The sequence below is a fragment of the Flammeovirga aprica JL-4 genome (genome assembly GCF_012844305.1).
GTDB lineage: Bacteria > Bacteroidota > Bacteroidia > Cytophagales > Flammeovirgaceae > Flammeovirga > Flammeovirga aprica.
The window spans coordinates 1-25,144 of record NZ_JABANE010000018.1; the positions used below are offsets into that span (position 1 = coordinate 1).

The 25,144-nt window shown below is 34.3% G+C and carries 17 protein-coding genes; 10 read left to right on the top strand and 7 right to left on the bottom strand.

Features of this window, described 5'->3' with window-relative positions; translation table 11 throughout:
* Positions 1–249, top strand: a 249-nt coding sequence (locus HHU12_RS08560) for a hypothetical protein (protein ID WP_205959829.1), incomplete at its 5' end; no start/stop codon positions are given.
* A 358-nt stretch (positions 250–607) separates the two neighbouring features.
* Positions 608–1,192, top strand: coding sequence for a hypothetical protein (locus HHU12_RS08565; protein ID WP_169656325.1), 585 nt, complete (start codon positions 608–610; stop codon positions 1,190–1,192).
* Positions 1,193–1,203: 11 nt separating this feature from the next.
* Here HHU12_RS08565 and HHU12_RS08570 read toward each other — a convergent pair whose 3' ends face one another.
* Entirely contained in the window at positions 1,204–2,421 is a 1,218-nt protein-coding gene (locus HHU12_RS08570) for an adenylate/guanylate cyclase domain-containing protein (RefSeq protein WP_169656326.1), read from the bottom strand.
* A gap of 210 nt (positions 2,422–2,631) precedes the next feature.
* Here HHU12_RS08570 and HHU12_RS08575 point away from each other — a divergent pair, with 210 nt between their 5' ends.
* The 6 genes from HHU12_RS08575 (at position 2,632) to HHU12_RS08600 (ending at position 12,188) form a co-directional block, all read left to right on the top strand.
* Positions 2,632–4,782, top strand: a complete 2,151-nt coding sequence (locus HHU12_RS08575) for a prolyl oligopeptidase family serine peptidase (RefSeq protein ID WP_169656327.1) — start codon at positions 2,632–2,634, stop codon at positions 4,780–4,782.
* Between the two features lie 591 nt (positions 4,783–5,373).
* Positions 5,374–6,102, top strand: a complete 729-nt coding sequence (locus HHU12_RS08580) for an outer membrane beta-barrel protein (protein ID WP_169656328.1) — start codon at positions 5,374–5,376, stop codon at positions 6,100–6,102.
* A gap of 390 nt (positions 6,103–6,492) precedes the next feature.
* The gene (locus tag HHU12_RS08585) at positions 6,493–8,850 is read left to right on the top strand and encodes a TonB-dependent receptor (protein ID WP_169656329.1); all 2,358 of its coding nucleotides are present in this window, start codon (positions 6,493–6,495) and stop codon (positions 8,848–8,850) included.
* Positions 8,851–8,931: 81 nt separating this feature from the next.
* A complete protein-coding gene (locus HHU12_RS08590) occupies positions 8,932–10,176 on the top strand; it encodes a hypothetical protein (protein WP_169656330.1) in 1,245 nt (414 codons plus the stop codon).
* A 204-nt stretch (positions 10,177–10,380) separates the two neighbouring features.
* Positions 10,381–11,001 (top strand): hypothetical protein, encoded by a 621-nt coding sequence (locus HHU12_RS08595; protein WP_169656331.1) that lies wholly within the window; start codon positions 10,381–10,383, stop codon positions 10,999–11,001.
* Positions 11,001–12,188 (top strand): PepSY-associated TM helix domain-containing protein, encoded by a 1,188-nt coding sequence (locus HHU12_RS08600; RefSeq protein ID WP_205959830.1) that lies wholly within the window; start codon positions 11,001–11,003, stop codon positions 12,186–12,188. Before HHU12_RS08595 ends, HHU12_RS08600 begins: the two co-directional genes overlap by 1 nt.
* Before the next feature lie 275 nt (positions 12,189–12,463).
* On the opposite strand, the gene HHU12_RS08605 is transcribed toward HHU12_RS08600, so the two are convergent.
* Entirely contained in the window at positions 12,464–13,447 is a 984-nt protein-coding gene (locus HHU12_RS08605; protein WP_169656333.1) for a helix-turn-helix domain-containing protein, read from the bottom strand.
* Between the two features lie 275 nt (positions 13,448–13,722).
* Here HHU12_RS08605 and HHU12_RS08610 point away from each other — a divergent pair, with 275 nt between their 5' ends.
* The gene (locus tag HHU12_RS08610; protein WP_169656334.1) at positions 13,723–15,594 is read left to right on the top strand and encodes a DUF3604 domain-containing protein; all 1,872 of its coding nucleotides are present in this window, start codon (positions 13,723–13,725) and stop codon (positions 15,592–15,594) included.
* A 106-nt stretch (positions 15,595–15,700) separates the two neighbouring features.
* Here HHU12_RS08610 and HHU12_RS08615 read toward each other — a convergent pair whose 3' ends face one another.
* The 5 genes from HHU12_RS08615 to HHU12_RS08635 all read right to left on the bottom strand — a co-directional run bounded on the left by HHU12_RS08615 (position 15,701) and on the right by HHU12_RS08635 (position 22,506).
* The gene (locus tag HHU12_RS08615; protein ID WP_169656335.1) at positions 15,701–16,690 is read right to left on the bottom strand and encodes a helix-turn-helix domain-containing protein; all 990 of its coding nucleotides are present in this window, start codon (positions 16,688–16,690) and stop codon (positions 15,701–15,703) included.
* A 220-nt stretch (positions 16,691–16,910) separates the two neighbouring features.
* Positions 16,911–17,711 carry an aldo/keto reductase gene (locus tag HHU12_RS08620; protein ID WP_169656336.1) on the bottom strand — a complete coding sequence of 267 codons (801 nt, stop codon included), beginning with the start codon at positions 17,709–17,711 and terminating at the stop codon, positions 16,911–16,913.
* Between the two features lie 14 nt (positions 17,712–17,725).
* Positions 17,726–18,976 (bottom strand): AGE family epimerase/isomerase, encoded by a 1,251-nt coding sequence (locus HHU12_RS08625; protein WP_169656337.1) that lies wholly within the window; start codon positions 18,974–18,976, stop codon positions 17,726–17,728.
* Between the two features lie 116 nt (positions 18,977–19,092).
* On the bottom strand, positions 19,093–21,624 hold the full coding sequence (locus HHU12_RS08630) for a beta-mannosidase (protein WP_169656338.1): 2,532 nt from the start codon (positions 21,622–21,624) through the stop codon (positions 19,093–19,095).
* Between the two features lie 369 nt (positions 21,625–21,993).
* A complete protein-coding gene (locus HHU12_RS08635; protein ID WP_169656339.1) occupies positions 21,994–22,506 on the bottom strand; it encodes a VOC family protein in 513 nt (170 codons plus the stop codon).
* A 396-nt stretch (positions 22,507–22,902) separates the two neighbouring features.
* Between HHU12_RS08635 and HHU12_RS08640 the strand changes: the two genes are divergently transcribed.
* Positions 22,903–24,909, top strand: a complete 2,007-nt coding sequence (locus tag HHU12_RS08640; RefSeq protein WP_169656340.1) for an LruC domain-containing protein — start codon at positions 22,903–22,905, stop codon at positions 24,907–24,909.
* Positions 24,910–25,144 lie beyond the last annotated feature (235 nt).

Here is a 25,144-nt window from a genome sequence, read left to right on the forward strand (position 1 = left end):
GTACTCTTTTTTGCAAGTCTTCCCATTACCCTTCAACTACTTTTGTATCATAAAATACTACGTTCAACGACGCTTTGGACCACAGCTGCGAATATCAATGATTTACAATACAGCTATCATACACAGCATAACAGAAGAGTAAGAATGATCGACCTGAAAGAAATTGACTTCTCAAATATAGGAGAGGAAATTATCTATCTAGAATTGGACGAGAATAAGGAACAAGATATAGAAAAAATTAAATTATAATTCGTTACAAAAACACATCAAGAACCACGTAGGGGTAGACCTATGTGTCTACCCGCTGTACCACAACAAGAACCACAATACAAATTATTAAAGTATTGTGGTTCTTGTTTATCTATATGACCATAAAAACCATATTTATCACCGATAAAAATCAATATGCTAATTATTTTATATGTACAGATTTTTGTGTTTCTGATTGTGGTACAGCGGGCAGACACATAGGTCTGCCCCTACGTAAAATCCCATTTTATACAACATCTGTACTCTTTTTTGCAAGCCTTCCCATTACCCTTCAACTACTTTTGTATCATAAAATAATCACAAATACTTATTTATGATGATACGATATTTATTTCTCATGGCTCTTCTTTTTCCATTTTATTCATGTGTATTCAATGAGGATAGTCTAGAAATAGATTTTTTAGCGATTAAAGAAGAATTGGAATTAACGCCACAGCAAGAAAAAGCGTTTCAAGTGGTTGTTAAAGAATATATTATTAAAAGGAGAAAGCTGATTTATAAAAGTGATTTAAAGGCAGATTCTGGAAATAGGCTACTGTTGAGTAAAGTGAAAAATTCATATAAAGATCAAGAAAAAGACCTCTATTTTATGATGGATGAACGCCAACAGCAAATCACACATCAATTTATAAAAAAGCATATGCCTGGACAATTCCATTATGCTGATGACATAAGGGAAGAACTATCTAAAACACTTTCTCTTGATTCCTATCAAAAAAGGCAATATAGATTAATTAATGCTACTTATGATAAAATTTATTCTAATATGAATACTTCAGATTATGATTATAGACAGCATGTTACTGCTCACTGGAATCAGTTGTATATCGCTCGTAAAAATGCAATACAAAGGGTCTTTTCTGAAGAACAGTTCAAACAATATGAAGAGATAGTACAACGAGTAAATTATGAGCGTTCATGATATATGCCGCTTTACATTAATTTATATACCCTTGTTGGGGTACCAAAACCTTTGAGTTTTACTTCACCAAGGTCTTCAATTGAATCAGATTCCCTTTTCTCTAAAGCTTCATAGATACTTTTAGAAATAAGGAACTGACTATTGAAATCTTTATTAAGGGATTCAATTCTAGCGGCAATAATTACATTTTTACCCGTGAGGGAATACGCTTTTCTTTCTTCGTTACCAATATTTCCAGCTACGATATTTCCAGCATGTAATCCAATACCAATTTTAATAGGGGGAATCTTTTCTTCTTCAATCAATGTATTAATGCATTCTAAAATACCATAACCCGCTTTAATAGCATTTTTCTCATGGTTTTTATATTTAATAGGAGCACCGAAAACGGCCATCAATCCATCTCCTAAAAGTTGTAATACAACCCCGTGTTTTTCACTAATAATCTTAATCAAAGCTCCAAAAACAATATTTTGGAATTTGGCAACTTCAGAGGGTTTTCTAGAGTCAGCAAATACAGTGAAATCACGAATATCTAAAAACATAATGGAAACATGGAACTGAGTGGTTTTAATTTCTTCATCATTTTCCATGATATGTTTGGCGACTTTATGCGAAATCTGCTGACCAAACAAAGATTTAATTTTACTCAATAAGTTCTCCGTTACCTTTTGCTCTTCTAACAATTCATACTCTAATTTCTTAGTTGTTTTTGCATAAAAATTAATTAAAAGAGAAATAATTAAGATCGTACTCACAGCATTGGTCATATAGGAGAAGTGTTGCATTTCCTCCGATAAAGGGTATATTCCTTCTTGAAAAAGGTAAGAAATCGAAACATAGACAACACATATAAGGGCCAAAAATCCAAATTGCAGGAAACGATGCCAATTGGGGTTAAAGAAACTAAGCCCTGCCAAATAAATTAACCAAAAATGGGCTCCAAAACCCCAGCCAATAAAATAAGTACAAGCTATCTGATGAAATAGCAACTCAATACATGCAAGTGAAAAAGCACTGTTTTCGCAGGCAGATGAATTTAAATACAGCGCCAAACCAAAAACAGGTACACTAAAGAAAATATTGAAGTAAACCAATTCTGGAATATCTAAATACCAAAACAAAAATAATGCGTTGATGTGCCCAAAGAAACCTAGCAAATAAGCTCCTTGGGTAATCTGACGAAACTTTTTGAGCTCTGATTTTGATTGAATATTCTTATTTTCCATTAAAAACGAAATAGTAAAAGAGGGTTATTGATGTTTGTTATTAAATATACAAATGATTTACGAGAAAGAGTTGTAAGAGGTACTAAACCACAGGTTTTAAAAGGAAAGGAATTAAAAAACAAGAATATAAAGATTTTTTAAGAACTGAATTTTGAAAACATTTCAATTCAATGATAACTTAGAGTTCAATAACCATTTTAATTATTTAACATGAACAATAAAGTCGCATCGGCTCTCTTACTAACGAGTGTTGTTGCTGTTACTGCTTGTCAACAGCAAATGGATTATAACTATCCGCAAACTAAAAAACAAGTCGTAGAAGATGAGTATTTCGGTACAAAAGTAGAAGATCCTTATCGCTGGCTTGAGGATGACAAATCGGAAGAAACTGCAAACTGGGTGAGTGCTGAAAATGAGGCAACACAAGCTTTCTTATCAAAAATTCCATTTAAAAAAGGGATACAAGAACGTCTGACTGAACTTTGGAATTATGAGAAAATCACCGCACCGAGAAAGCATGGTGACTGGTTGTATTTTTATAAAAATGATGGACTTCAAAATCAATATGTTCTTTATAGAAAAAAAGCTGGTGTAGCAATGGAAGAAGTATTTTTAGATCCCAATACTTTTTCTGAAGATGGGACCACTTCATTATCTTCCATACAGTTTACTCATGATGGAAAGTTGGCAGCCTATGCTACGTCTACGGGAGGATCAGATTGGAGAGATATTTATGTGATCGATACTGAAACAAAAAAGATTGTTGAAGAACCTGTTAAGAATGCGAAGTTTACCAATATTGCATGGAAAAAAAGTGAAGGGTTTTATTACAGTAAATATGATCAACCTAAAGATGGATCGCAACTATCGGGTATGACACAACATCATAAGTTGATGTTTCATCAATTAGGTACTGCTCAAGATAAAGATCAGCTTATTTTTGGTGGGGAAAAAACACCAAGAAGATATGTTGGCGCTTATGTTACAGATGATGAAAAGTACCTAGTAATTTCTGCTGCTGTGAATACCTCTGGTAATGAACTTTATATCCAAGATCTTTCACAAAAGAAGGCTGCAATTGTTACATTAGTTGATAATTTTGATAATAACCACAATATCATTTATTCTGATGCTGAAAACTTCTGGATTAAAACAAATTACAATGCTCCTAACGGTAGAGTAGTCATCACTCCAGTAACTTCACCTGAAAGATCTAATTGGAAAGATCTTATTCCTGAAACTGAGAATGTAATGTCTGTAACTACTTGTGGAAAAAGGATCTTCACTGAATATATGAAAGATGCAATCTCTCAGGTGTATCAATATGACTTACAAGGGAAGAAAGAAAGAGAAATAAAATTGCCGGGTGTAGGTACAGCTTCAGGTTTTTATGGTAAAGATGAAGACAAAACATTATTTTATTCTTTCACTTCTTATACAATGCCTTCTACTACTTTTGAGTATACAATTGAAAGTGGTGAGTCAAAAGAATATATCCGTCCAAATGTGAAGTTCAATCCGAATGATTATACTTCTGAGCAAGTTTTTTATACTTCAAAAGACGGTACAAAAGTGCCAATGATCATCACTTACAAAAAAGGTTTAGAAAAGAATGGTCAAAATCCAACGATCTTATACGGTTACGGCGGATTTAACATCAGCTTACAGCCTCGTTTTTCTATTGCTAATGTAGTTTGGTTAGAAAATGGAGGTGTTTACGCTGTTCCTAACCTTAGAGGCGGTGGAGAATACGGTGAAAAATGGCATACTGCAGGTACTAAGATGAACAAGCAGAATGTATTTGATGATTTTATTGCGGCAGCAGAATATTTAAAGAAAGAAGGATATACATCTACGGAAAAACTTGCCCTTCGCGGAGGATCAAATGGCGGTCTTCTAGTAGGTGCTACCATGACACAGCGTCCTGATTTAGCAGCAGTGGCTTTCCCTGCCGTTGGTGTATTAGATATGTTGCGTTACAATAAGTTTACTGCAGGTGCAGGATGGGCTTATGACTACGGTACAGCAGAAGATTCAAAAGAAATGTTCGAATATTTGAAAGGTTACTCCCCATACCATAATGTAAAACAGGGAGTTGCCTATCCTTCCACTTTGATCACAACAGCAGATCATGATGACCGTGTAGTTCCTGCTCATTCATTTAAGTTCGCTGCAGAATTACAAGCAAAAGATGCAGGTAAAAACCCTGTACTGATCAGAATTGCTACAAATGCAGGTCACGGTGCCGGTAAACCAACAAGTATGATCATTGAAGAGTTTGCTGACATCTTTGGTTTTGCATGGTACAATATGGATGTTACTCCAGCATTGGATCATAAAATTGATGCTAAAACCATGTAATGTTAACATTACTTCTTGAATAGGAATTCATTTCCAATAAGTACAAATTCAAAAATAAATCATAGTTAATTTTGAATTTGTACTTAAAGCCTGAAAGCTATCAGTTTTCAGGCTTTTTTTATTGCCCGAATTTTGAACCTTTTGGACAACAACTTGACCATTTTGGAAAACATAAGAATGCTGATTTCATCGATATTTGCCTCGGTTTTGGAATCAAAACTACCTTTACAGCTTAGTATTTTTGATTCAAGCTAAAACAATTAAATGAGACAGTGAGGGCCTTAGTTTCTAAGGTCTTCATTATTGTTTGAATAATATACATCTATGGTAATGATTATAAACTGGGAAATGTATTCATTTTTCAGTTTTTTTTTATCTAAAAAAATCCAAGAGAAAATTAAGTCCTTTGGGTTAATTGGTTGAGCTTACAAGCATAATTATACTGATCATTTATTCCGAATTTTGCATCAGATTTTGGAAGAAAGATAGTGATAAGTTTCATCTTTTAGTCCAAGCTAAATCAATTAAATTTATGAGAGTGATGGTCTTAGTTTCTAAGGCCTTCATTTTTATAAAAACTAAACCCTATTTATGAGAACTTTATTATTTTCATTGTTGTGCTTACTATTTAGCCAAAGTTTGATGGCACAAGAAACAAAATCACCTTTTACTTTCGGTGTGAAAGGCGGATTAAATACCACCGCTATTGCAGTAGCTGATCCTGCTGATGGAGGATTCCTCTTGGGCGGATTTGGTGGTTTTTATACTAATTACAAAATTAATGACCGTTGGGCATTACAAGCCGAAATTCAATACGGGCAACATGGTGTCTTTGGATTATTGGATATGTATGAATCCATGTATGCATCAGATCTTGATCCAGATTTAGATGATGATAAATTTTCTATTGAGATGGATGGTCGATTAAATATTAGAACAGAATATTTATCTATTCCTCTTGTTGCTCAATACGCTATGGGTAAGAAAAGAAACTGGGTGCTAGAAGGAGGATTTATTGTTGGAATCCTCACAAGGTCAAATCTTAATTATGATGGAACAGCTACCTACAGAGAATATTTAGATGGATCTGTTACTACCGAAGTAGATATCACAGAAGATATTAATGCATTAATCAGCGAAACAGAATTCAAACCTGTAGAAGTGAGTTTTACGATGGGATTGCAATACAAAGTTCCTAACTCTAATTTCCATGTTGGCGGTAGAACCATCTTAGGTTTAAGTAATATCAATGCTTCACCGATTGAAGAAAATTGGATGAGAAACTTGAATCTTCAATTAGGGGTTGGGTATACATTCTAATTCCTAAATAAACGAATCATTTCATCATCAACCCACTAAAGTCGTGGACTGATGATGAAGTTACTTAGATGTTGATTTAATTCACTACACACATATATATTTGCTTTAACGGAGGAGAAACACTGTATTTCTTCTTCGTTTTTTTATGAAAAATAAAATGTGATCCTATTGGGAGTTTAGCTGATCTTTTCGGGAGAGAAATAGGTATAGTAACAACCTACATTTGTATTGTTATTAAAAACTACTGTTGTTTTTAAAACGCATTACTCAAGTATTTATTTATGAATGTTAATAATGTAATGCTAATTAAAAAAATACGTCGATTGAATTAAACACAAAACTATCAACCTTATGTTACATCGATATTTGCTCCCTCTAGTATTGATATTTATGATATCTCCTTTAGCCTTCGGACAGCGTAGGCAAGGTTTATCACTACAAGGTGTTGTGGTAGATCAGGAGGACATTCCTATTCCTTTTTGTACTGTTGTAGTGAAGGGTTTAGATAAAGGTGGATATACTAAAGAAGATGGGAGTTTTGAAATCAAAAATATACATCAAAAAGAAGTCGAGTTAATCGTCAATCATATTGGGCATAAGACAGCCAATGTTAGTGTTCAGCTTTCTAGGAATAACCATGAAGGTATTATTATTCAATTGGAAGATGAGGGTGTGAAATTAGATGAAGTTGTAGTTTATGGAGAATCAGAAGCTACTAAAATGGAAAAAGAGGGGTATTCTTCTACTTCTATCTCAACAGAGAAATTTGAAATACAATCCGTAGAACTGAATGCCATTCTGGATCAAACCTCTGGTATTAATGTGCGAAATGAGGGAGGTTTGGGATCAAGAACACGATACAGTATCAATGGTTTAAGTGGTAATTCTGTAAGGTTTTTTATTGATGGAATACCAATGGAATACTACGGTGCTTCTTATTCTTTAAATTCCATTCCGGTTTCATTGATTGAAGAAATGCAGGTTTATAAAGGTGTTGTCCCTGTTAATTTAGGAGCAGATGCATTGGGTGGAGCTGTAAATATTAAAACCAAAAATCAAGGCCAAAACTCGCTTGGTTTTTCATATTCGTTGGGATCGTTTAATACACATCAAGTAGCATTGAATGGAAATTATAGAAATAAAAATAATGGTTTAACATTCAGAGGGTCTGTGTTTTATAATTACTCTGACAATAATTATAAAGTTTGGGGTGATGACGTTTATGTGGTAGATCCAAATACAGGACGTATCGATAGATCTATTGTAGCAGAGCGTTTTAATGACGGATTTGAATCGATGGGAACAAAGTTGGACTTTGGATTTACAGATGTAAAATGGGCAGATCAACTGATGATTAGCCTTCTGTATTCTGATATGTATAAAGAAGTTCAACATGGTGCGACAATGAATGTGCCTTTTGGTGAAAGATTTTATACACAAGGTAATGTTGTTCCAAGTATCCATTACAAGAAAAGTGATTTCCTTACTGAAGGTTTAGAGATTGATGTATTTACGTCCTTTGCTATGAACTCCAGAACTTTGGTCGATTCCACAACCAACAAATACAACTGGCATGGAGATATCTGGGCTCAAAACCCAAGTGGAGGTGAAGCAGGGACTCCTTTGCATTCAACAACGGATGAAGGAACATTAATCAACCGTTTTAATGCGAGTTACAGTATCAATGACCAAAATAGGTTTAATTTTAACGTAATTCATACTGAATATAAAAGGACAGCATTTAATAGAAAAGCACCAATAGGCCAAGACACTAGTAACAATTATACTAAGATGTCTAAAAACTTAATGGGATTGTCGTATTCGAATTCATCCTTTAATGACCGATTAAGATCCAATGTATTTGGTAAAGTATATAACTACAACGTCAATATGTTGGATCATGAGTACATTAACGGTGAATATTACCCTGTTTATCATTCAAATTCGGATAATAATTATGGATACGGCTTAGCAATAGGTTATGATATCACAAAAGATATTACGTTACAATTATCTTCTGAACAAGCGGTAAGACTACCAGAACCTGATGAGTTGTTCGGTAACTTCTCAGAGAATATCCATGCAGCCATTGACCTTAAACCTGAAGTGAGTAAGAATGTAAATCTAGGACTTCGATTTGGGGAATATTATTGGAATGAACATTCAATGACATTTTCTACAACATTATTCCATCGCTCAGTATCAAATATGATTCAGCAGAGCACTCAGGTAGTTGACGGTGTAGACATTTTTGTCAATGAAAACTTTGGTGAAATCACTTCAAAAGGGATTGATTTTCAAATTGATTACGACTATAAACGTCAGTTTGAGATCACACTGTCAGGTGCTTATAATGACACAAGGTATATGTCGCTTTATGATATCTATGGAAGGGAAAATATGTACTACGGATCTCGTTTGAAAAACGAACCTTTCCTTCAATTTAATTCCAGTGTAAGATATAGATTTAGTAGACAATGGATCAAAAAAGGGGAATTATCCATGTTTTGGAATATGCGTTATGTCTATGATTACTACAGACATTGGGAAAATATAGGTAGTGACAACAAGGATCTTATTCCAAGTCAGTGGATCAATGATTTAGGAGTTTCCTACAGATTACCAAACAACAAATTAGCACTGAGCCTTGATTTGAAGAATATGTTTAACACTCAGGTGTTTGACAACTTTGCTATCCAGCAACCAGGAAGAGGGGTTTATTTCAAAGTAAACTACTCGATATTTTAGAAACAACATCAACAGCCCATGATTTCAATCATGGGAGCTAAGAATAGAAAAATAGATACTAAAATTATAAATCATTAATTCATGTTTAAAATTAATACAACTAAAAGGTTAGCCATCGGAGCAATGGCAGTGTTAAGTACGTTTGCTTCTTGCTCGAAAGATGATCATCCTTATGAAGGCGATAGACCAATTGATAAAGATATTTTTCATGTAGCGGCAGATGTAACTGATCCAGACGAAAATGTTTCTGTTTTTATGCAACCCACTTCCAATATAACAGATACTACTTTGACGTTTATCAATAATGGTTATGAAATGGATGGTGAGCGTTCAGCTAGAGTATTAACCGCAGGTGGTAGAATCTATAATTTGAATTATGGAACTGGTCAAATTTATGAATTGGAACATAATGGAACTTCAAGTTATAATAAAGTGAGTGAGATTGATATCAGTCATTTGGTAGGTACTCACCCAAGGTATGCCGAAGTGAGTGATAATATGCTTTTGGCACATAATGTTGTTGAAACGTTTAATGAGGAGAATACGGAAGTTACTGTCACCTTACAAATTGTAAAGATCAGCATCCCAGGTTTGAACTTTAATGCAACTACAGATTTTGTAGAACATGACTTGGGAACTTATAAAATAGGTGATGCTTACATCAATAGAGTAGATGCTCCAGTAATCATGGGAAATAAACTCTTTTACGGAGCACAATACCGTTTGTTAGGACAACCTAACAATGGTGAACCTAGTACTGAACGTCCATCTGAAATGGCAACTTTAGTAGTAGATTACCCTAGTTTAGATGGTTTTAAAATCGTCACATCTGATGTATCAAGAGGAGATACTTACGGTTTTAGAGGGAAATCAATGTATGTTCATAATAATCATGTCTATCAGGTAAACATGACTACTGAAGGTTCGGACGCAGTTGTTGTGAGATTGAATAGAGAAGGAGAATATGATCAGGATTACGTCTTCAATATTGCCAATCAATTAGGAAGAACTGTTGGAACGGTTAACTGGCATCATGTAGGTAATGGTAAAGGCTACCTCGCAATTGATGATATCAGTATTGACCACAACAATTCTTATGATATAGCCTATATCGATGTAGAAAAACAAGATGTAGAAATACTATATGATGTACCAAAATCTGATATGTGGTTCTATCAATCAGGAGCTGTTCATGAAGGTAAATTCTACATGGCAGTCAGCCCAATCGGTTCAGATGCCTACATTTGGGAATTTAAAGGAAATCAAGCTCAAAAAGGAGCAAAACTAGACGGAGGAAACATTTACGTCCAAGGAATTTATAAATAAAAATGCTTCAAAAACTTGTGGTTTGTGCACCATAGTTAAAACTATGGGCAGGTGATATTGGACTCCACCAACACTAAAGTGTTGCTTTCGTTTGTAACCTTCAAGACTTCAGTCTTGATTAGGTTAAAGTATCACAAGCCCATGACTTCAGTCATGGTGCACGTCACAAAGACATTATAATTAACAATTCAAAAATCAATCAAAATGAAAAAGATACTTATTATACTTGCTACGATCACAGTACTATTCTCATGTACAGAAGAGAAAACTAAAAAGTCTGGAATGGACTTCGAAAAATTAAAATTAGAATTAAACCTAACCGTAGAACAGACTTTGAAATATGATGAAATTATTAAATATTTTGAAGAAGATAGATCATCCTTATTAAAGGATTTAGAAGCTACAGGGAATAATTCTAAGAAAGAGAAAAATAAGCTTTTGCAAATCTCTTATCAATACCAAGAGCACGTTTTAGAAAATATCTTGAATGAAGAGCAAAAAGTAATAGCTCACGAATTTATCAAAAGATATATGCCGGGCGTAGTCGATTATTCTGATGAATTGAAAGCAGAAGTGATCGAAACATTAGCGTTAGATTCAGGACAGGTAGAACAATATTTAGCAATCAATAATGCATTTGTCAAAGCTTTTCACGATGCACACGATAAGTTCCATGGAAACAGACAAACAGCCTCAATGTATTGGAATCAATTTAATGACTCTAGAAAATCTGCCCTAAAGAAATTATTTTCGGAGGAACAATACGCTCAATATATTGAACTGACAATGAAGGAAAGTTATAGAGGTCAATTCTCATCAAAATAATGAAACTCTCTAAATCTCTACTTCGAAAAAAGAGAAAAAACGAATCACTGTTAAAGTACTTTATGTCCTTGTCACATTTGTGGCTTGGACTACTTTCCAGTGTCGTTTTGATCGTAGTCTGCTTAACAGGTGCAGTGTTTGCATTCAAAAGTCAAATCACTGAATTATTGAATTATGATGTTGTTTTTAATAAAGATCGAAATGCAAGAGAATGGGTGAGTCCTGATGATATCAATAATAATTTCATAAGTAAAGGACTTGAAATTATTTCAATAAACTATCCTGCTGATTTTAAAAGAAATATTTTAGTTTCGTATCAAAATTCATCTCTTAATCAAAAAGGGAGTGTTTACATCCATCCATCAAATGGAGAGGTTGTAGGAAAACAATATGTATCTACAGCTTCTTTTTTTCAAACAGTAAAAGCCTTACATAAAAACCTCTTGTTAGGTGAAGTTGGAAAACACATCGTTGGGGTTTCTGTTCTCATTTTTGTTTTTTTATTATTGTCGGGAATCATTTTGTGGTTTCCAAAAAATAAGAAACAACTAAAGAATAGTTTGAAGGTAAAGTGGTCAGCAAAATTACCAAGAATCATTTATGACCTTCATAAGGTAATTGGGTTCTATTTTCTTTTCCCTTTAGTGTTTATTTCAATTACAGGTTTGTATGTTGCTTATCCATGGATGAAGAGTGTAGTTTTGGTTTCACTAGGGGGACAACCTGTATTGAATGAATCCAATAAGGAAGAGGTGCAAGAAGAACTCTCAAACAAATTTGCATCCTTCTTGGAGGAATCATTAAACATTCAACAAGAGGAAGTTGTAAAAACTGTATCAATAGATCAAGTGCTTAAAGATGTAAATCAGCGATTACCCTACAAGGGAAGCAGATCTATCGCATTAGCTATCAATGATAAAACAGAAATTGAGGTTACTAAAATCAATCAAGAGGGATGGATTAATATTATCGCTCCAGACAAAATCACTTATAACCAAAATGGAGAATTTAAAAAGGCTGTTTTGTTCTCTGATTTGACATTGGCCGATCAATTTAAAGCCGTCTCACTTCCATTGCATACCGGTAAGATATTGGGTCTTCCAGGTGTTATTTTCTATTTCATTGTGACTTTGATAGGGTGTTCCTTACCAATCACAGGAATTTTGATTTGGGTTAGAAAGCTATAAATACTATTATCATGAGCTATTTACAAAATAATTATATACGGATTTTTACTATTCTTTTTTTTCTGGGAATTGTAAATATTGATTTGGATCAAAGGAATGAGGAACTAATAACAAAAAGTTCTCTTGAAGAAATTGATTCCATAAATAATAACAATTGGTCTACTATAAAAAAGACCTCAAAAAGCTATAAAAAACAGAAGTTTAGTTTAATGGCTATGAAATAATAAGAAGTATCCCCATAACCTATGAATTCTTTCATGGTTTATGGGGATTTGTTATTTAGAAGGTAAGATCTCTTTAGGATTCACCCCTTTGATTTTCTTAAACATCTGCGAAAATTTTGAAGGCGTTTCATATCCCAAATCCAAACTGATTTCTAAAATAGAAGAGTCACCACTTTTCAATCTTCGCATAGCTTCGTCCATTTTCACCTGTAGGTGGTATTGGTAAACCGAAGTATTGAAAAGGGTTTTAAAATCCCTTTTGAGCTTAGAAACACTCATACCAAATTCTTGAGCGAGGTCATTTAGAACAATTTTTTCACTTAGTTGATTGACTAGTTTCTTTCTAATTTCCAGCAAACGTTGATAATCAATAATATGCAATCCATTCAAGTCATCTTCCTGATTTAAATGAATGACAGAATCAAAAAGTTTACTTAAAATTTCTATTCCTTTTGCCAATATCAGTGGTGTCGGTTTTGTTGCAGATTCTTTGATAATGAACATTTCATCCAACAAAATAATGAGTTCAGCAGGAAGAGCAGTATGATAGGCAATACCTGTATCTTCAGGGAAAAGTTTATTGATTTCATCCAGATATTCAGGCATAATTTCATGAATTACTTTTTTAGAAACACGAAATCCAACTGTTTGAATTCTTGTATTGGCAGGTGCAAAATTATTAATCTCAAATAATCCATTGTGCATCAATACTCTTTTATTGCTATCTGCTTTCAAAGACTCTTCCTTATCTTCGAAGAAATGATTGATCTCTCCGTTTTTAATCAGATTGATGTGTAATAACTCGGGGTCTTCATCAGTAGTTCTTGAGGTAGTAAAGTGGAGATCTGATAAAAAGTCAATCAAAAGAATCTCAAACTTCTCCCAATACATATAGATATCAAATTCAATCTTTGACTTACCTTTCTTATATCTGTATTGATGATTATCGAGGAATTCACCACCAAATTCTTGAAGTAGATTGTCTACTAAATTGATGGTCATACCTTCTTTAAAGTTGAGATTAAATGTATCCATATTATTATTATTTTGAATAATCAAATTTAGGCAATTACGATAGATTGTTCCTTAAAAATGGATACTAATTTTAGAACAAAAGTTAAACTACTTATGGAGCTTAATACATTATTATAACGTGATCTTTTTGGGAGTTATACTGGTCTTTTTGGAAGAGAATAAGGGATATGCAGCTACTACATTTGTAATATCAACATTGGTAATAAGGAAAAGATAACAGGTTATTTTTTACTCATAAAAAATGTTGAAAACTAATTATCAAATACAAATAGATTATGAAAAAATTATTGACACTTGTACTAGCTGCCGGTACTTTCTTGTCTTGTACAGCACAAGAACCTAAACAAGAGGAAGTAAGAGAATACTCTCCATATATCGGAGATTTTGATCCGGGGCCACTTCCAGAAAATTATGACAAACCACTTTTTGGTGATACTCACTTCCATACTTCTTGGTCAACTGACGCAGGAATGTTAGGAATTAATGTAGGGCCTGATGTTGCTTACAGAGCGGCTAGAGGAGAAGAAGTTACCTCTCAATCAGGTTATAAATTTAAATTAATTCGTCCACTTGATTTCGTTTTACTTTCAGATCATTCAGAGAACCTAGGTCTTGCAGATTTTATCCGTAACGAAGATCCACTTCTTAAAAAGAGTGAGACAGGTAGACGTTGGATTGAAATGGTGAAAAACGGCCAAGGTTACGATGTTTATTTAGAGTGGGCACGTAATATCAATACAGACCAAATTAACGTTCCAGAAATGGTAGAAAATATTTGGGCTAAAGTAGTTGATAATGCTGAAAAATATAACGAGCCTGGTGTATTTACAACATTCATTGGTTATGAATTCACATCTGCTCCAAACTCAAATAACTTACACAGAAACTTAATCTTTAGAGATAACGCTAAAGAAGCACTTCAGTACTTCCCTTATTCTGCATTCAATTCAGGTAACCCTGAGGATATGTGGGAATTCTTAGCGAAGTATGAAGAAACAACAGGTGGTCGTGTATTGGCCATTCCTCACAACCCGAACTTCTCAAACGGACTAATGTTCGATGATAAGACATATGAAGGTGATGAGTTAACAAAAGAGTGGATCGAAACTAGAAGCCGTTTTGAGACAATCGTAGAGGTATCTCAACTAAAAGGTGATTCTGAAGCACACCCTAATCTTTCTCCAGACGATCAGTTTGCTGATTTCGTAACAATGTCTAGAGGTAACATGATGGGTTCTGTAGAGAAAACAGACGAAATGCTTTACAAAGAATACGCTCGTTACGCATACTTAGAAGGTCTTAAGATTGAGCGTAAGCATGGTTTGAACCCTTACAAATTTGGTATGATTGGTTCAACTGATGCCCACGGTGGTATTTCTTCTCAAAGAAATGAGAATGCTTTTGGTAAAGGTTCATTTATGGAGCCAAACCCTGATCGTGCGGATGGTATCATGGTAAAAGGTTATAAAGAAGAACTTTCTATCTTCCGTGGAGAAAGTGGAGCTGGCGGTCTTTGTGCAGTTTGGGCAAAAGAAAACAACCGTGAGTCGATCTTTGATGCAATGGAGCGTAAAGAAGTTTATGCTACTTCTGGTACTCGTATGTCGGTTCGTGTATTCGGTGGATTTGATTTCTCTAACAACGATCTTGATAACCTAGTTGATAACGGTTACGCTAAAGGTGTACCAATGGGTGGCGATTTAGATGCAAATAATGGTCAAAAGCCAGGTTTCATGATCAGAGCTCAAAAAGACCCTGACGGTGCAAACTTAGACCGTGTTCAAGTAATTAAAGGTTGGATCGATGCTGATGGTAATACTTTCGAAAAAGTATTTGATGCAGCTGTATCAGATAACCGTAAGATCAACAAAGCAGGTGTTTGTGAGACAAATGTTGGATCGACAATCGATTATGATAAGGCTACTTACACAAATGATATTGGAGCTGAAGAATTAGTGACTTACTGGGAAGATCCTGAGTTCGACGCTTCACAAAATGCATTCTACTACGTTCGTGTTTTAGAAATCCCAACTCCACGTTGGACACTTTATGACAAAGTATTCTTCGGTTCTGAAGTAGGAGAGGGTATTAAGTTAGAAACACAAGAAAGAGCTTATGCTTCACCGATTTGGTATAACGCTAAGTAATCACTTCTAAATACAAGAACTCTTCAAGGGATTGGTCTATTAAGGATCAGTCCCTTTTTGTTTAAGTGTATACTAAGGCAGTAGCTGAAGAAATTCGGTTGCTGTTTTATTTGATTACTGCTACATCAGTAGGACTTAAGCCCTTCACTTTTTTAAACATCCTAGAAAAAGTAGCCAAGTTTTTATATCCCAAATCATAGGCAATTTCACTGACACTATATTTTCCAGATTGCAACCTTTTATAGGCCTCATCCATTTTTGCATTCATAAAATACTGATAGACGGAAGTATTGAATAAAATTTTGAAATCTCTTTTTAGTTTGGATACGCTTATTCCGAATTCAGTTGCTAGCTCTTCCAAAACCACTTTCTGCTCAAAATTAGAAAGCAGTTTTTCTTTAATTTCAATCAGACGATTATAGTCTTCAATATGTAAACCATATAATTCGTCACTTCCCTTTGATACTTGAATGGATTGGATGACAAAAGTAAAAATTTCTAACCCTTTCGCCATCACTAATGGATTTTTCCAATCCTTTAAAGTCATAGAATGGAATATTTCATCCATCAACATTTCCACCTCATTATTCTTTTTGAGGTGATATCTCATTGGGGTGTTGCTTGGAAAAAGCTCTTCCAACAAAGCATCGGAATGAGGGAGTAACTGTGAAAAAGTTCCTCTTTTTATTTTTATACCCACAGCACTGTATTGATAAGAAGGCAAGTGGGCTTCAATAGGAAATAGACCATTAGAAATAAAAATATCTTTAGATTCTTGAGGTCCCAATACTTCAGAATCATCTTCAAATTGATGATGGATAACACCAGATTTAAAGATTCCAATATGTAAATGATCAGTGTTGGCTTCTAATTCTCTTTCTACAACAGTTGATTGTTTCATATACACATCACCAATCACTAATTGAAAACCAGGGATAAATTCATACAACAGCCAATCTATTTTTCCTTTAGAGTTATCCAGGATATAATGATTTCCCTTCAAAGTTCCTCCTAGGTGCTCTAAAAATGAATCAATATAATTTCTGATATCACCCTCTTTTACCTTAAAGCGTATTTCTTTTTCCTTATTATACATATCAACCTATTTTCTTTCAATTTAGAGCTTTTGTGTAAACTCTTAAAGCTTTCGTGTAAAACATTTCCCTCTCAAAACTACTACTTTTGTACTATGGATAATGAGCAAACGGTTAGGTTATTATTATAACCTTAGATATAAATTTAGTAGTTTAAGTTATAAAAAAATCCACTTCAAGATTTGAAGTGGATTTTTTGTTGTTTAATAGAATTGTAATCTACTAAAAATCAAAGGTTTCAGGATCTGGCCCCACACGTTTGCCTTCGTTCATCTCTGCAATTTGATCCATATCTTCTTTTGATAATTCAAAATCAAAAATCTGATAATTTGCTTCAATTCTTGATGGAGTAACTGACTTTGGCAATGCATTCACACCTCTTTGTAAGTGCCATCTCAACATCACTTGAGCAGTAGATTTATTGTACTTTTCACCAATTGCAGTCAGCGTTTCATCTTGGAATAAAGCTGCCTGCATCAATGGTCCCCAAGCCTGTACTTGAATTCCTCTTTCTTTACAGTAAGCAATTAAGTCCGCTTGCTGTAATTTAGGATGAATTTCAATTTGGTTGATGGCAGGTACAACTCCAGACTCCTCTAAATCTTTTAGGTGATGAGGGTTGAAGTTAGAAACACCAATGGATTTGATTAAACCTGATTTTTGTAATTCAATTAATTGATCCCATGCTTTCACATAACCTTTTGCAGGCCAGTGGATCAAATATAAATCGATATAATCTAACTGTAGTTTATTCAAACTTAATTTTAATGCTTCTTCAGCATTCTCATTTCTAATATCCTCATTCCAAAGCTTAGTTGTGATAAACAATTCTTCTCTTGGAATACCAGATTCTTTGATCGCTTGACCCACACCTTCCTCATTTTCATAAATCATAGCGGTGTCAATGTGACGATAACCTGCTTTTAAAGCGGCCAATACAGCTTGTTTTACTTCTTCGTCTTTTGATAAATAGGTACCAAAACCAAGGCTAGGGATTTTATTCCCGTCATTTAGGTTCATCATTTTCACTTAAATTTTTATTTATGGTCTCTTGTTAAAAATCGTATCATTTCTATTGTATGATAAGTAGATTTCCCTATGCTTCCTTTTAATTCAGAAGTGATCGGCTGATCATCTTTTGAAGCATAAAAATATTCTCCTCCATATTTACGGTCAGCAAATGTATTAAAGAAATATTGTTCAAACAAATGTCTTTCGTCATCATATTTACCTTCATACAGCGATAGGGCAATAATAGCTTCAGCGTGTTGCCACCAAGTCTTTCTGTCATCTAGTACTTTAGAAGTATTAGGATTAAATTCAGAATAAAAACCGTTTTGTATTTTTCCGTGATGGAAAATATTTTTCTGTAGGGTGATATCTATAATTTCCTGACCTAATCTCTCATAATTCTCTTTCTGTTCTACAGATAAAAAAGGAAATTTTGAGGCTCTTAATAATAAAGCTGATAGTTGAAAATTATGGCCAACAGTTACACTAAAGTTCATCGAACCATCTTCTTTAACTTTAGGAGTCCAATCATCGTTTAATTGTACATTTACCCATTCCGTCTTAGAATTCCATCCATATCGATAAAGTAGATCAAGATTTTCTTTAATTTGATTCTCATAGAAGGCCCTGTTTTCTTGATCGGCCTCCCAAAGGTTAATCATATATGCTGTAAGTGGGTACATGAGTGATTGTAATGATTTTGAACCTGAAACCGGCCCAGACTCAATGTTATATTCACCCCATAAACCACCTGCTTCTTTATCTCTGAACCTTGTTATAAAACCTTTGTGCAATTGATGTAAAATTGGTAGTGTTTCAAGGTCGTGCGTTTGACGGTAAAGCTCAGAAAGTCCACACAAACCATAAGCTTGTTGCCAAACATCAAGCTTATTTTGCCCGCCGGCTTTTTGGTTTTCGACAAAGGAATGAGAATAATACCCAGCCTTTGAGTTACCTATTAAATGTTTCTTCTGAAAAGTAGCTACTGCTTTTGCTTTATTTAAATAAGAAGGATTATACCTTGAGGCAAACGAAAGTCCATAGATCAAACGGCTTGATGCTACAGTGTACACTTTGTCGGAAATAACTTTTCCTTCATTATCAATTTCTGAATAGTAAGTTTCTAGTTCATTGCTCCAAGCATTTTTCTCAAAAAAGTCAATCAATTGTTTTGTTTCATTCCTATAGAAGTCCTTATCGGATACTTTATTATCAGGCTTTGAACATCTAAAAAATAGGAGGGAAGTAAGTAAGATAGTACAGTATTTAATTTTCATATTTCAATTTATATTTATTTATTCTCAAAGTTAAGACGAGTTCTATTAATCACAAAACCCATCAAAAACCCATAGTCAAATTTTGGGCTTTTGATGGATTATTTAGTAGACCGAAATTATTTTACCAATTCAGTCATAGTTTGTTGAAGATGTTTGAATTCTAAATTATTCTTAGAGATTTTTTCATTCACTCTACTTGAAATGAGTACCTCCATTTTTTGATTTGGCAATAAGTCGAAATAATTATTAGTCAAATCCACATTATCTTGATTAACTTCTATAAATAAATTCTTCACCAGTTTGTCTGTTGAAACTGTCACTAATAAATCATTCCCTTTTTCTTCGAAAGTATATTCTAACTGTGGTTGAGGTAGTTTCAACTCTTTTTGCATCACAAAGTAATGATAGTCAGTGTCAATTAAAACACCTCCATTTTTAAGAGTAGTTACAACTAAAATCCCATTTTTGTCTTTTTCCTTCAACGCTTCCCTCAACGTAGTGGTAAATACTTCTGTGGTATTATTTTCTTTAATCTCTTCTACTGTTTTAGAAAAATCAAAAAGCTCATTCCCTTTAAAATCGATCAACTTTACCGTCAAATCTGATACCGACTGAACTGCTACATCTGAAGCAATCTTTACCGAAAGGTTTTTCTCATCATGATTTACGATTAATGAAGTATTCTTATTCACTTCTTTTGCAAAATATTGCAATGCTTTCCATTCACCATAATAGTCCATTGAAGACCATGAAGCTACCGGCCAGCAATCATTCAGTTGCCAATACAACGACCCCATGCAGTAAGGCATTTTTTCGCGGTGTGCCTGAATAGCAGCATAAATACTTTCTGCCTGAAGCAACTGTCCTACATAAAGGAAATCCTCAAAATCAGCAGGTACCTGATATTGATCCTCCATATATTTTTTGATTCTCAAATTCCCAATACCGCTTCTTTGATGAGAGGCCATCACTTCCGACTCAATATCATAGTCTTCAGGAATAGTATATTTCTTTACTGATTTGAATTCAGGGAAAGATTGGAAACCGTATTCACTCATAAAACGTCCAATGTACTTCCTGAAATCTGAGAAAGGATGTTCACCGTGCCAAACACCCCAATAGTGCATATCTCCTGAACGATGCTCGTAATGTGCAACTTCACCATCACCGCCAGTAGGAGAGGAACGCCAGTAAAACTGATTGTCTGTATAATCTTTCACTACATCAGGCAATATTTCATGAAATACTTTCTCATAGTCACCCCAAATCTCAGCTCTTTGTGCAACAGTATATTGTTGTTTCCAGCCCCAGCCCATTTTTTCTTCACCAGGCGCCCAAGCCATCTCCATTTCATTATTGCCACACCAAATAGCAATACTTGCATGGTTTCTTAATCGCTTTACATTATCTACAGCTTCTTGCTTTACATTTTCTAAAAATGCTTTATCGCCCGGATACATTGAGCAGGCAAACATGAAGTCTTGCCAAACAAGAATACCCTTTTCATCACATAGATCATAGAAAATGTCATTCTCATAAATACCACCTCCCCAAACTCTCAGCATATTCATATTAGCATCAAGAGTGGATTGGATCATATGATGATAGGTAGAGTCTGAAACTCTTGGCAAGAATAAGTCATTAGGAATATAGTTGGCACCTTTAACAAATACAGGTCTGCCATTCACTTCAAAATAAAAACTTTTACCTTTACCATCTTCATCAGGCTTTTGTACTATTTTGATGTCCCTTAAACCGATTCTTTCCTGATGTACATCAAGCAGGTTTTGACCGTTGTAAAGTTCAACTTCTAATTGATATAAATAAGGTTCACCAAGATTGGCAGTCCACCATAATTTTGGATTGTTAATGGTAAAATGCTGTTGAACACTTTTGATTGACGTTTCGACTTCTCTTTGATCAACTACTTTTCCATCCAACTTAGCCACCAATCTTAATGGCTGATTTGAAGATTGATCAAGTTCAGTTACAAGTGTGACTTCAGCTTTGTCCTGATTTGTATTTTGCTGTACTAAAACATTATCGATTTTGTTGTTGTCCCACATTTGTAATGTAACCTCTCTCCAAATACCTGAAGTTACTAATCTTGGGCCCCAATCCCAGCCATAATGATATCCCGCTTTACGCGTAAAAATAGAAACCTGTTTGTCTCCTAACTCACCAATTTCCGATTGATCATTAATAGCAGGTAGTGCATACCCATGTTTATCCAATGCTTTTAGCCCTTCTTGAATAGGAGATTCTAACACCACTTTCAGTGTATTCTCACCTTCTACCAAGTAGGATTTAATATCAAAATCCCATTCTCTAAACATATTATCTGTACGGCCCACTTTCTGATTATTAAGATAAATACTTCCATAGGTATCTATTCCATCAAAGTGAAGCTGAATATGCTGGTGTTTTAATGTAGAAGCATCGATCTTAAAACTAGTTTTATAAACCCAGTCTTCCTTATCTACCCATTGCACACTTCTTTCATTCATACGGTAATAAGGATCATCAATCTTACCGTTAAGCATAAGGTCTGTATGTACGGTGCCCGGAACTTCGGCTTTCATCCATTCAGCTTCTGTGACTTGTTTGAACTGCCAATTTTCCGCTAATGTGATCGTTTGTTTATTCATTTTTTGATTTTGATTTACTTTGTGACAAGAGGTCAAAAAAATTAAGCTAATACTTAATATACTTGTGAGTAGTTGTAGTTGATAGTATTTGTACATCGGCATATTTATTACATTAAAAAGTTAGAATTGTATCTCTCACAAATTTATTATTATAGAGTACTAGGAATGGGTAATTTTTATTTTTATTAGAGGTATATCAAAAAGAAAAGGTAAAAAATAGACATCTTAAATAGGTAAATTTTTATCATTTCTGATAAATATGACACTGTAGAGAAATTCAGAAATAGTACTACTTGAAAAGTAAGAAGAAAAAAAGACTTCCAAATAAACTCATTTGAAAGTCTTAAATTTGAAGTTGGTAACTTCTTATTATTCAGTTTTGTAATTATTATAAGCCTTTCCATTAGGGAAAGAAACAAGTTCCAGTTGCATACCCCAAGGCGATAAAAAATAAACCCAAGTTTCACCGGCACTAGGTCCTTCAGTCATAATAGTAGGTTCACCTTGAACTTCCAATCCTTGATCCTTAAGATACTGTACAGCCAAGTCCATATCTTCTACATAAAAAGCCAAATGCCTTCCACCCCAATCACAATTTTTGGGCATTTTTTGCTCTTGCTCACCTTCTGGTGAAACATATTCGAAGATCTCAATATTAGAGCCATTGCCACATTGTACAATTGCGATATCAGGGATTTTTGTTCTAGGATGCAAGCCAAGATGCTTTTTCATCCAATCATCATCTGATGCAAAAGGGCCTATTTTATAGCTCACTTCTGCACCAATCACATTAACAAAAAAATCTACTGCCTCCTTCAAATTCGGTACAGTAAATCCAAAATGATCGATTCCTTTTTTTCCTGGTATTCCTTTACTTTCCATATCTCATTACCAAAAATATTATACTAATTACTTGGATAAACCCCTTATTTCAAATCTATAAAAAATGAAGTAAGATAAAATCTCAAGCCTAAGTAATTCATATTTAGTTTCTAAACAACTCACAGGAAGGGACTTAAAGTAGATCTTTCTCTTCTGAATTTCTGTTTTTTGTGTTTTTTTGAATAAAAATAAAGTAAATGCATACTTTTATTACATATACAAAAGCAATAAAAATTTGTACTAAACTAATAGAATTTAAGTATTTAACCTTTCTAATAACAAATTTTACATCAATTTCTCAATTCAGTTTACATAAGTAATTTCTCTTCGCTGAATTATTATTCCTAAAGGAGGGGTTAAAAGGTGTGTTCGATAACATTTGAAAATAAACCTAATATGAAGACCCAATATCTAAAATACTTACTACCGCTGTTTATCTTTTGGTCATGTACTACGACCATCGATGAAGACGCTCCCGCAATATCGAGCGATCAAGACCAAACATCCAATTCCACTTTAGCTGATGTGACTGTACCAGAAGGTTTTGATTATTCCACAGACAGAGACTTACACATCAAAGTCACTTCGCCAAACTATCCACGTAAAAGTATGCTGAGACTTTATTATATAGATAATAAAGACCAGAAAGTGGAGATCCAAAATGCTGTTTCAACTGATCAAGGTGCTTTTGAAACCCATGTTACAGTACCTTCTTATGTTGAAAAACTTTACATGACAAAAAATGCCGTTGGGCTTATCTGGGAACAGGAAGTAAATGTTATCTCTAACTTTTTAAGTTTTACATTTGACGAAAACGCTACCTTAATTGATGCTTTTGCTTACGATCAATTTTCATCTAACGGAAGAACTAAGAATTCATGTGAAGATTATTTAGTAGCCATCAATGGTAAAGGAAAAGCCTTCACAATACATCAAGAAAACGATTATACGATTACTGAATATCCAGACATTTATGAGAAGAGTTATGCGATGGCATATGATCAGGAAAATGATGTGATGTACTATGATGTAAAAGGAAATTTATACAGTCATACTTTGTCCACAGGGGTTTCTGTTTTAATCGATACTATGAGAACTACAGATAATAACCTTAATAATGGTTATCCAAGAATGACAATGAAAGACGGTAAGTTATACATCGGAACAAAAGGAGCCTATGCCATTCTTGATCCTTCTACTGGAGCTGTTCTAAAAAATATCTCGGTTCAAAATCTTCCAGACAATAAAAACGCTGGCGGTGATTTGGTTTTCGATTCAAATGGTGAACTTTATCAAGCATGTAGCGGAGGTTTGTATCACTTAGCCATGAATGCTGATACTACAGTATACACTGCAACAAGAATCAGTGCCGACAACTTTCCATATTATTTGACAGGTGTGGCCATTGACCGTTTTGACAACATTTATGTATCAACGAATGGTAAAAATTCTAAGATCATCAGAATGGATAAAAAAGATGGATCATATGCGATTGTAAAGAGATATGACCGCAATATTAATGACCTTGCTGCCTTTATCTGTTCGGAAGATGACTTCGTGAATGATGATGCTGACGGTGACGGTATCAGCGATGGTTTTGATGAATATCCTAATGATTCTACGATGGCATTTAATAACTACTATCCGGGTAGAAATGGTTTCGGTACATATGCTTTTGAAGATTTATATCCGAATGAAGGAGATTATGATTTCAATGATGTAATCGTTCATTACAGACATAACTACATTACAAACGCAAGAAATGAGGTTGTGAAAATGGAATCGAAATACATCGCTAAAAGTGTGAAGGCCGCTTTCAATTCTGGTTTCGGTATTGCCCTGCCATTCCACATCGACTCTTTAGCTTCAGTGACAGGTTCTATTCTTAATACAAACCTAGTCTCGCTGAATGCCAAAGGAACAGAGACCGGTGTAAGTGATGAACATCCTGTGGTAATTGTGTTTGATAATCAAAATTCAATTGTTACAAATAATGGCGACATCAAGTACAGTGATGTGATCAGTATGGAAATGAGTTTCACGGCACCAATCTCAGTACAAACACTAGGTTTTGCAGATTTCAATCCATTTATCTTCGCCAATGTCAGAGATAGAGAAATCCACTTACCAGGAGGTGAACCAACCATCAAGTTCAATACCGCTTACAGAACAGCGGGTGACGATGCAGGAGATTTCAAAACAACTTCTGGACACCCTTGGGGATTGAGTATTACACATAAATTCCATCCTCCAAAGGAGAACATCGACATCACAAGAGCTTACAATAATTTTGTAAGGTTTGTGACCTCCAACGGTCTTTCTTTCAGAAATTGGTATACCGATGATGAAGGGAATAGAAATACAGATAAAATGTATTTAGACCTTGAAGCCGTAGAAGATTAGATTTCAAGTTTCATAAAGTGTAATGGAAAGGCCATCATAATTTGATGGTCTTTTTTCATAAGTACTAAGCCAAAAATAAATGATAATTAATTCTTAGTTATTTTTTGTGAGTACAACGCTCAAAAACGTATAAATAGTGCTTCTATTTAAAGTTTTTGCAAGGCAGTAATCGAAAAAAATAATATGAATTAGTATTATATAATTTTGTCTTAGTGCTTATCTACTTCAATCCAAT

Bases quoted from the DNA above. Each gene is read 5' to 3' on its own strand.
- HHU12_RS08565 (WP_169656325.1), top strand. From the start codon at position 608: ATGGCTCTTCTTTTTCCATTTTATTCATGTGTATTCAATGAGGATAGT.
- HHU12_RS08570 (WP_169656326.1), bottom strand. From the start codon at position 2,421: ATGGAAAATAAGAATATTCAATCAAAATCAGAGCTCAAAAAGTTTCGT.
- HHU12_RS08575 (WP_169656327.1), top strand. From the start codon at position 2,632: ATGAACAATAAAGTCGCATCGGCTCTCTTACTAACGAGTGTTGTTGCT.
- HHU12_RS08580 (WP_169656328.1), top strand. From the start codon at position 5,374: ATGAGAACTTTATTATTTTCATTGTTGTGCTTACTATTTAGCCAAAGT.
- HHU12_RS08585 (WP_169656329.1), top strand. From the start codon at position 6,493: ATGATATCTCCTTTAGCCTTCGGACAGCGTAGGCAAGGTTTATCACTA.
- HHU12_RS08590 (WP_169656330.1), top strand. From the start codon at position 8,932: ATGTTTAAAATTAATACAACTAAAAGGTTAGCCATCGGAGCAATGGCA.
- HHU12_RS08595 (WP_169656331.1), top strand. From the start codon at position 10,381: ATGAAAAAGATACTTATTATACTTGCTACGATCACAGTACTATTCTCA.
- HHU12_RS08600 (WP_205959830.1), top strand. From the start codon at position 11,001: ATGAAACTCTCTAAATCTCTACTTCGAAAAAAGAGAAAAAACGAATCA.
- HHU12_RS08605 (WP_169656333.1), bottom strand. From the start codon at position 13,447: ATGGATACATTTAATCTCAACTTTAAAGAAGGTATGACCATCAATTTA.
- HHU12_RS08610 (WP_169656334.1), top strand. From the start codon at position 13,723: ATGAAAAAATTATTGACACTTGTACTAGCTGCCGGTACTTTCTTGTCT.
- HHU12_RS08615 (WP_169656335.1), bottom strand. From the start codon at position 16,690: ATGTATAATAAGGAAAAAGAAATACGCTTTAAGGTAAAAGAGGGTGAT.
- HHU12_RS08620 (WP_169656336.1), bottom strand. From the start codon at position 17,711: ATGATGAACCTAAATGACGGGAATAAAATCCCTAGCCTTGGTTTTGGT.
- HHU12_RS08625 (WP_169656337.1), bottom strand. From the start codon at position 18,976: ATGAAAATTAAATACTGTACTATCTTACTTACTTCCCTCCTATTTTTT.
- HHU12_RS08630 (WP_169656338.1), bottom strand. From the start codon at position 21,624: ATGAATAAACAAACGATCACATTAGCGGAAAATTGGCAGTTCAAACAA.
- HHU12_RS08635 (WP_169656339.1), bottom strand. From the start codon at position 22,506: ATGGAAAGTAAAGGAATACCAGGAAAAAAAGGAATCGATCATTTTGGA.
- HHU12_RS08640 (WP_169656340.1), top strand. From the start codon at position 22,903: ATGAAGACCCAATATCTAAAATACTTACTACCGCTGTTTATCTTTTGG.